Consider the following 7,832-nt stretch of genomic DNA (forward strand, 5'->3'; position numbering starts at 1 on the left):
GACCGCGGCCGCTGCACGGCGGACAGCCGCTCTGGATCAATGGTCCCGGTATCCTGCATCCCTTGCGTTGGAGGGGGGGCCTTGCGGGTGGTTCGCGCCGTGAAGGTGTGGGTCAGGGAGTAGGTGATCTGGTTGGCTTCATCGATCCGGTCGGTGGTGGTGAAGTAGGGCAGGTCCGACTGGTCCTGGTCAGGAATGTATGCATAAACCACCTTGGGTCTGATGCTGTGCCGGATGCGGTCGACATGGGCCAGGGGGGACTTCATGACCTTGGCCAGCTCGGTCGACAGGTCCAGCTCGAGATCGTAGATCTCGCGGGTGCTGGTTTTGGCCAGGTCGTCATCCGACCAACGATCCATGACCCAGGTGGTCTGGCGGATGCCGGCCGATGGTTCGATGGAGAGGTAGTTGCCCCATCTCATCGGCAAATAGGCCCGGGGATGAATATCCGTGCGGTGTCCGCGATCGCCATCCTCGCGGTAGAAATAGACATATTCCGAATCCATGTCCCAGTACACGTCACTGCCCAGGATCTGCTGCTTGGTGCCGTTGAGCTGCAGCCGGGGAAGCTGCTGGAGGGTGTCGTCCGTTTCCCTCCAGCGACGTTTGATCACGTTGTCGGTCCACAACAGGTCGCTGTTAAAGGAAAAATGATCCCAGATTTTATTGATGTTCGCCTGGTTGGTGCGTTCGATTTCGTCATAGGTATCCAGATCGCGGCCAAAGGCATCCAAAAAGTAGTCCCGGGTGGCGTAAAACCCGTTGCGGCCCTCGCGGAACTCGACCAGGTAGTCCTGGTCGCTGACGATGTCCAGATCCAGTCGCGCCGTGGCGCCGGCGGGCAGCTCTTGATCCACCTTGGCACGCAGCCAGTAGCGATCCGTGTTGGGCCGGGTGTAGGCATCGCCGCCGTAGCCCCATTTGTCGTTCGCCTCGGTGCCGTCATCGATCTGACGATCCTTGAGCCCGTCGGCCATGATCGCGCCGTAGGAGCGATCGCTCAAGGCATAGCGATACTCCAGGCCGACCTTGGTGCCGCGATCCTGCATGGGGTTGACATACACGGTGGCATCACTGCTGTCATTGATGGCCCAGAAAAAGGGCTGATCCCAATAGAAGCCCTTGCGGTCCGAATAGCCGATTTCGGGCAGCAGCAACCCGGTCTGGCGTTTGGTCTTCACCGGAAAAATAAGGTAGGGGGAATACAGGACCGGCATATCGCGGGCCTTGAAAATGGCATGCTGGGCGCTGCCATAGCCTTCGACGGTGACATTGACCTTGCGACCGGTAATGACCCAGGCCGGTCGATCGCCGTCACAGGTGGTGAGCGATCCCCGTTCGGCCTGATAGGTATCCTTGCCGGTTTTTTCGATGCGCTGGCCGCGGATGTAGAAATGCGAATCCTTGAAAAAAACACCGCCATCGTTGAGCACGCCGGTTTCACGGTTGAGGTCCATGTCCAGCCGGTCGCCGGTCAGGACATCCTCGCCCACCGTCATCAATACATGCCCGGTGGCCGAGGCGGTCATGGCCTGCCGGTTGAAGGCCACCTGGTCAGCCACCAGGCGGGTGTTCTGTTTTTCGATGACCACATTGCCCCGGGCGTAATACGTGGTGGTGGCGGCATCGTAATCCACCGTATCGGCGCTGATCTGCCAGGGCACCTTGGGGTCACCGGTCAGGCGCTCTTCCAAATTGGCGGCCAGGACGGCCCGCCCGGTCATGGACGCGACGCCGACGAGCAGGGACAGCAGCAGCGCTAGGGCAGGGGACGATGGACGGGCAAACGCGGATGGTCTGATTGTGAACGGGCGCATCAGGTTGATTCTAAGCTTTTGGGTTTGGGTAAAGAAGGTATCGGTACGGTTTCCACCGGGGCGAGTCTAGGATAACCGCTTGCACATAAATGAGAAATTCACTATAAAGCGATCCTGAAAGAAATTGCAACAATAGTTTTGGCCCTGGATGGAACGGCGACATCATCCATCCGGGCAGCTCGGAAATCGAAAATGACGAAGCGAATCCTATTGACCAATGATGACGGAATTCATGCCCCGGGGCTTTGGGCGCTCTACCGTGCCCTGTCCGCGCATCATCGCGTGACGGTGGTGGCGCCGGATCGTGAACGCAGTGCCGTGGGACATGGGATCACCCTGCACCAGCCCATTCGCTTCGAGACCACCCGCGTCAACGGCAGCCCGGAGAGTTTCGCCGTGAGTGGCACGCCTGCGGATTGCGTCAAGCTGGGTCTGGCCGAACTGTTCGACGGCCGTCCCGACCTGGTGCTTTCCGGCATCAATCCGGGTGCCAATGTGGGGGTCAACCTTAATTATTCCGGTACGGTGGCGGCGGCCAAGGAGGCTGCCCTGGCCGGCATCCCGGCCCTGGCCGTCTCCATCAAGGCGCCCGGCCGTGATCACATGGACGATGCCGCGCGTTTCGCCGAAGGCTTTGCCCGGCAGATGCTGGCGCGGGAGATTCCGGCGGGAACCTTTCTCAATCTCAATTTTCCCGATATGCCTCTGGCAAAGATCCGCGGGGTGCGCTGGAGCCGCCAGGGCACGGCGGTGTTTGATCAGGCCTTCGAGAAACGCCGGGACCGCGCGACCGGGTGTATTACTGGCAAGGCTGTGACCGCCAGGACGCGTATGATCAGCCGGATATCGATGGTGCCGCCCTGGCCGAACAGTACATCTCCATCACGCCCATCAAATGTGATATGACCGATTACGACACTCCGGGAGCTGGCCCAATGGGAAATTCCGGTGCTGCCCTGATGGGGGCCGGAAACAATCCATTCGCGATGGCATGGTGACAGCGATGCACAAACCCTTGGTAGCGGAATTGGTGGCGGGCAGCGCCATCGACGCGGTTTTCTTGCTGGTCGAACGCAGCATGAGCCACAAGAAGGACGGGAATCCCTTTTTGAACGTGACCCTGGCCGACCGTTCGGGGCGGGTCAAGGGCGTGGTGTGGGATCAGGTGGAGCGCATCGCCGCCGCCGTGGGCGAAGGTGATTTCGTGCAGGTGCGCGCCCAGGTGGGGGAATACCGCGGCAGCTTGCAGGTGGTGGTCAAGGATATGCTGAAGGTGCCGGACGACGCGGTGGATGCGACCGATTTCCTGCCCGCCACCAGCCGGGACGTGGGCAAGATGTTCGATCGCCTGCGCGAGATGACCGGTCGCATGCAAAACGTTCATCTGAAACGGCTTTTTGACGTTTTCTGGGCCGACAGCGACTTTGTCGCCGCCTACACCCGGGCACCGGCGGCCAAGCTCATGCACCACGCCTACCTTGGCGGCCTTTTGGAACATACCCTCTCCATGGCCGTTTTGGCCGAGATGATCGCCGGTCATTACAGCGGCGTGGATCGCGATCTGCTGCTGGCTGGGGTGATCCTGCACGACGTGGGCAAGACCCGCGAACTGGACTATGCCCGGCGCATCGATTATACCGACGAAGGCCGTCTGCTCAGCCACATCGTCATCGGCCTGTCCCTGCTCGACGAAAAGCTCCGGCAGGTGCCGGATATGCCGCCCGAACAGGTCCACCTGCTCAAGCACATGATCGTCAGCCACCACGGCGAACGGCAATTCGGCTCCCCCGAGCCGCCCAAGACCATCGAGGCGGTGCTGCTCAACTACATCGACGAGATGGATTCACGGGTCAACAGCATTCGCGAATACGTGGCCAAGGATCCGTCGGACGGATCCTGGACACCCTATCACCGGCTGCTGGAGCGCCATTTCTATAAAGGACCGGGATCTCATGGGGGAAACGGCGGCTGAGACGGCGCAGGCTGGCAAACGGAACCGGCGACCGTCCCCCGCCTAATCGTACCGGTGTTCCCCGGCCCTTGCGACCATCCGGGACGCATGGCCGATTGTTATTTTCCCGGCGGTTGTCAAGACAGAGAATCCTATGTTCATTACCCTTGAGGGGATCGAAGGCAGCGGCAAGACCACCCAGGTGGATGCCATCGCCGGCTGGTTGCAGGCCGCCGGCCATCGCGTACTGACCACCCGGGAGCCCGGTGGAACGGCCATCGGCGGACAGATCCGCTCGATTCTGCTCCATCCGGACAACCATGACATGGCTGCGACCACCGAACTCTTGCTGTATGTGGCCGATCGGGCCCAGCATCTGGAAACCGTGATCCGGCCGGCGCTCTCCGCTGGTAAGGTGGTGGTGTGCGACCGTTTTTTCGATGCCACCCTGGTCTATCAGGGGTACGCCCGGGGACTGGACCGGACGCTGATCCGAAAACTGCACCATCTGGCCTGTGACGGGATGCAGCCGTCGCTGACGCTTCTGTTGGACCTGGACCCTGAAATCGGGCTGCGGCGCGCCTGGCAGCGCATCCACAGCGATGCGGTTCATGCCAGCGAGTCGCGTTTCGAAAAGGAGACCCTGGCCTTTCATCAACGCGTGCGCGCCGGGTATCTCGACCTGGCGGTAAACGCGCCCCAGCGGTTCGTCGTCGTCGATGCCGGGCGAGAACCGGCCGCGGTGACTCGGCAGATCGAAGCCGCCTTGGCGGCGTATTTTTTACAATGAGACCTTTCTATGATGAGCCACAGCGTTCTTGATTACATCGGCAACACCCCCTTGGTGGAAATCCGCCACCTCAATCCCAACCCGAAGGTGCGCATCCTGGCAAAACTGGAGTACCTCAATCCCGGCGGCTCGATCAAGGACCGGCCGGCCCTGTCGATGATCGAAGCCGGCGAGCGTTCGGGAGAACTCAAACCCGGCAAGACCGTTATCGAGGCCACCAGCGGCAATACCGGCATCGGCCTGGCGATGGTCTGTTCGGTCAAGGGCTACCCGTTGCTGTTGGCCATGAGCGAGGCGGCCAGCGTCGAACGCCAGAAGATCCTGCGCGCACGCGGGGCCGATATTTTGCTCACGCCCGGCCACCTGGGTACCGACGGCGCCATCGAGGAGGTCTACCGCCTGGCCCGCGAAAATCCCGACACCTATTTCATGGCCGATCAGTACAACAATCCGGCCAACTGGCAGGCCCACTACTTTGGAACGGCGGTGGAGATCTGGGAGCAGACCGGCGGCGCCCTGACCCACCTGGTGGCCACCATGGGTACCTCGGGAACCCTCATGGGCCTTTCCCGGCGGCTGAAGGAATACGATCCGGCCATCCAGATCATCGGTGTGGAGCCCTATCTGGGGCACCGCCTGCAGGGGCTGAAAAACATGAAGGAGGCCTATCAGCCCGAGATTTTCGACAAGAAACAGCTCGATGCGAAGATCAACGTGGAAGATGAGCCGGCCTTTGCCATGACCCGCCGCCTGGCCCGCGAGGAGGGGCTCATGGTGGGTATGAGCAGTGGGGCGGCCATGGTGGTGGCGGCCGATATCGCCAGCCGCCTTACGAGCGGGACCCTGGTGGTGATCTTTCCCGACGGTGGGGAGCGCTACCTCTCCACGCCGCTGTTTGACGTGCAGGAGAAGATCGACCTGATGCTCTTCAACACCATGACGCGCAAGAAAGAGCCCTTCCTGCCGGCCAACCCGGGCAAGGTGGCCATGTACGCCTGCGGCCCCACGGCCCATGCCCGCCTGCAGGTGAGCGAGGCGCGGCGCTTCGTCTTTACCGATCTGTTGGCCCGTTACCTGGCCTACCGGGGATACGCGGTCAATCAGGTGATGAACATCACCGACCTGGACGACAAGACCATTGACGGATCCGAGGCCGCGGGGATGTCCCTCGAAGCTTTCACCGACATGCACATCAAGGCCTTTCACCAGGATCTGGCCATCCTGGGCATCCAGCCGGCCAATCATTACCCCAAGGCCAGCGAGCATGTGGACGACATGGTGCACCTGGCCGAACGGCTGATCAAGAAGGGCTATGCCTACGAGAAACTGCGCTCGATCTATTTCGATATTTCCCGCTACAAGGCGTACGGCCAGCTGTCGGGCGTGGATATCAACAAAATCCGCATTGGCGCCACCGTGGACCTGGAAGAGTACGAAAAGGACAACCCCCGCGATTTCACCCTGCTCAAACGCACGCGCCTGTCGGAACTCAAGCGCGGCATCTACACCAAGACCGACTGGGGCAACATGCGCCCCTCCTGGCACCTGCAGTGCGCGGCCATGTCCATGCGCCATTTGGGCGACTATTATGATATCCACTGCGCCGGCCGGGAGTTGGTTTTTCCTCACCACGAGAACGAGATCGCCATTGCCGGCGCATTGACCGGCAAGAGCCTGGCCCGTTACTGGGTGCATTGCGATCGGGTCCTGGTGGACGGCAAAAAAGTCGATGAGAAAGGCGAGGGTTTGACCGTGCAGGCCCTCCTGGACATGGGCTTCGACGGCCGCACGATCCGCTACTGGCTTCTGTCGGTGAACTATCGCAAGCCGGTGGTGTTTTCGGAGGCGCGCATCAACCGGGCACGCAAGACCCTGGCACGCCTGGATGCCTGCGTTCGTGCGCTCAAGGACCTCCGCGGCGGAAAACCCTACGCTGAATTGGATCAGCTGTGCTACGACATCAAGAGCGGCTTCACCACGGCCATGGACGATGATCTGAACATCTCCGCCGCCCTGGCCGCGCTGTTCATCGTCGTCAAGCGCATCAATACCTTGGTGCTGAACGAAGAGATCGATGCCGCTGGCGCGCAGAAGGTGCTCGAGGCCCTGGCTCGCATCAATACCGTGCTCAATATTTTCAATTTCGAAGATGCGCCCCGCGATCCGGCGGTTCAGGACCTGATCGCCCAGCGGGAAAAGGCCCGGCGGGAAAAGGACTGGGCCCTGGCCGACCGCCTGCGCGAGCAGCTGATCGCCATGGGCGTGGTCCTGCGCGACGGCAAGGCCGGGACTTCTGAAAGCGGACGCTAACGGCCAAGCAGAATTTTTGTGGAACACGCAAAAAGTTGCCGTCCCTCAGGATTCGTAAGAAGCCCAAGATCAAGGCTTGCGGATCCTGAGGCGTGAGGCGTACTTTTGCGTACGCCGCAGTGACGAAGGATCCGTGTAACGCCGATATTGGGTTTCTTACGAATCCGTCAACCTCTGGGAGAAAATTACCCTTTATGACACCTGCATACATGCCCTTCACCTACCTGTCGACGGCCCTGGCCGATACGCTGGCGGCCCTGGTGGGCCCCCTCGTTATCTACCAGCCCATGGCCGACGGCGTTTCCGAAAACCTCACCGCCCTGGATGAACGCGGAACGATCGCGATTCGCGTTCCCCTGTCCGGGGATGAGGATCGGTTGGCCGCAGCCCTGGCCGAGTTCACCCGGTGGGCGCGCCTGAATCCCGGAAAATCGACGGCCGGCGCCGGTTTCATCAGCTCCCGACAGGGTATGGTGCCGTTTTTCGACGAAACCACCATCAATCAGCTCCGGACGGATATCCAGCAGTACGGCAGACCGGACGCGGGTTCCGATGCGGCCGAGGTGCCGTTCAGTGCCCGCCTTTTTTTGGCCGTGGCCCAGAACAATGACAGCACCACCGATCATCTGGACGACGACCTCAGCCGTTTCAAGGCCATGGAACAGAAATTCCTCGATTCCCTGGACGGAGCCGATGACGTCGCCTTCAACCGGCACGGCACCGGCGCGGAACTTTGGCGCGAGGACCCCGGCGCCCGTCAGACGGTTCAGCGCATTCGCGCCTGGGCCACCCTGGCGGCGGCCGATACCGATTCACCGGATCTCTTGGTGACCACCAGCGCGGCGGTGGTCGATACCCTGATGGAACGCTTTGGCGACACCCTGGCGCTGGAAACGCTGGCCACGATTCGTCTTGGGGTCCCGCAGGCGGGGGATGATCCCCTGCTTGCCGCCGTGCTGGCCGA

6 protein-coding genes are annotated in these 7,832 nt (G+C 61.4%); 5 read left to right on the forward strand and 1 reads right to left on the reverse strand.

What is annotated here, in order from left to right:
* On the reverse strand, positions 1-1,817 hold a 1,817-nt coding region (locus JCM12296_RS30750; RefSeq protein ID WP_157068044.1), incomplete at its 3' end, for an LPS-assembly protein LptD.
* 192 nt (positions 1,818-2,009) lie between these two features.
* Here JCM12296_RS30750 and surE point away from each other — a divergent pair.
* The 5 genes from surE to JCM12296_RS30775 form a co-directional block, all read left to right on the forward strand.
* Positions 2,010-2,723 carry a 5'/3'-nucleotidase SurE gene (gene surE, locus JCM12296_RS30755; protein WP_246805168.1) on the forward strand — a complete coding sequence of 238 codons (714 nt, stop codon included), beginning with the start codon at positions 2,010-2,012 and terminating at the stop codon, positions 2,721-2,723.
* Positions 2,724-2,820: 97 nt separating this feature from the next.
* Positions 2,821-3,789, forward strand: a complete 969-nt coding sequence (locus JCM12296_RS30760) for a 3'-5' exoribonuclease YhaM family protein (RefSeq protein ID WP_054701051.1) — start codon at positions 2,821-2,823, stop codon at positions 3,787-3,789.
* Between the two features lie 133 nt (positions 3,790-3,922).
* Positions 3,923-4,558 carry a dTMP kinase gene (tmk, locus tag JCM12296_RS30765; protein ID WP_054701055.1) on the forward strand — a complete coding sequence of 212 codons (636 nt, stop codon included), beginning with the start codon at positions 3,923-3,925 and terminating at the stop codon, positions 4,556-4,558.
* Between the two features lie 9 nt (positions 4,559-4,567).
* The gene (gene cysS / locus JCM12296_RS30770) at positions 4,568-6,868 is read left to right on the forward strand and encodes a cysteine--tRNA ligase (RefSeq protein WP_306304173.1); all 2,301 of its coding nucleotides are present in this window, start codon (positions 4,568-4,570) and stop codon (positions 6,866-6,868) included.
* 194 nt (positions 6,869-7,062) lie between these two features.
* The coding region (locus JCM12296_RS30775; RefSeq protein WP_157068045.1) for a hypothetical protein at positions 7,063-7,832 on the forward strand (770 nt) is incomplete at its 3' end.

This window comes from Desulfosarcina cetonica JCM 12296, assembly GCF_001311845.1.
Taxonomy (GTDB): Bacteria; Desulfobacterota; Desulfobacteria; order Desulfobacterales; family Desulfosarcinaceae; genus Desulfosarcina; species Desulfosarcina cetonica.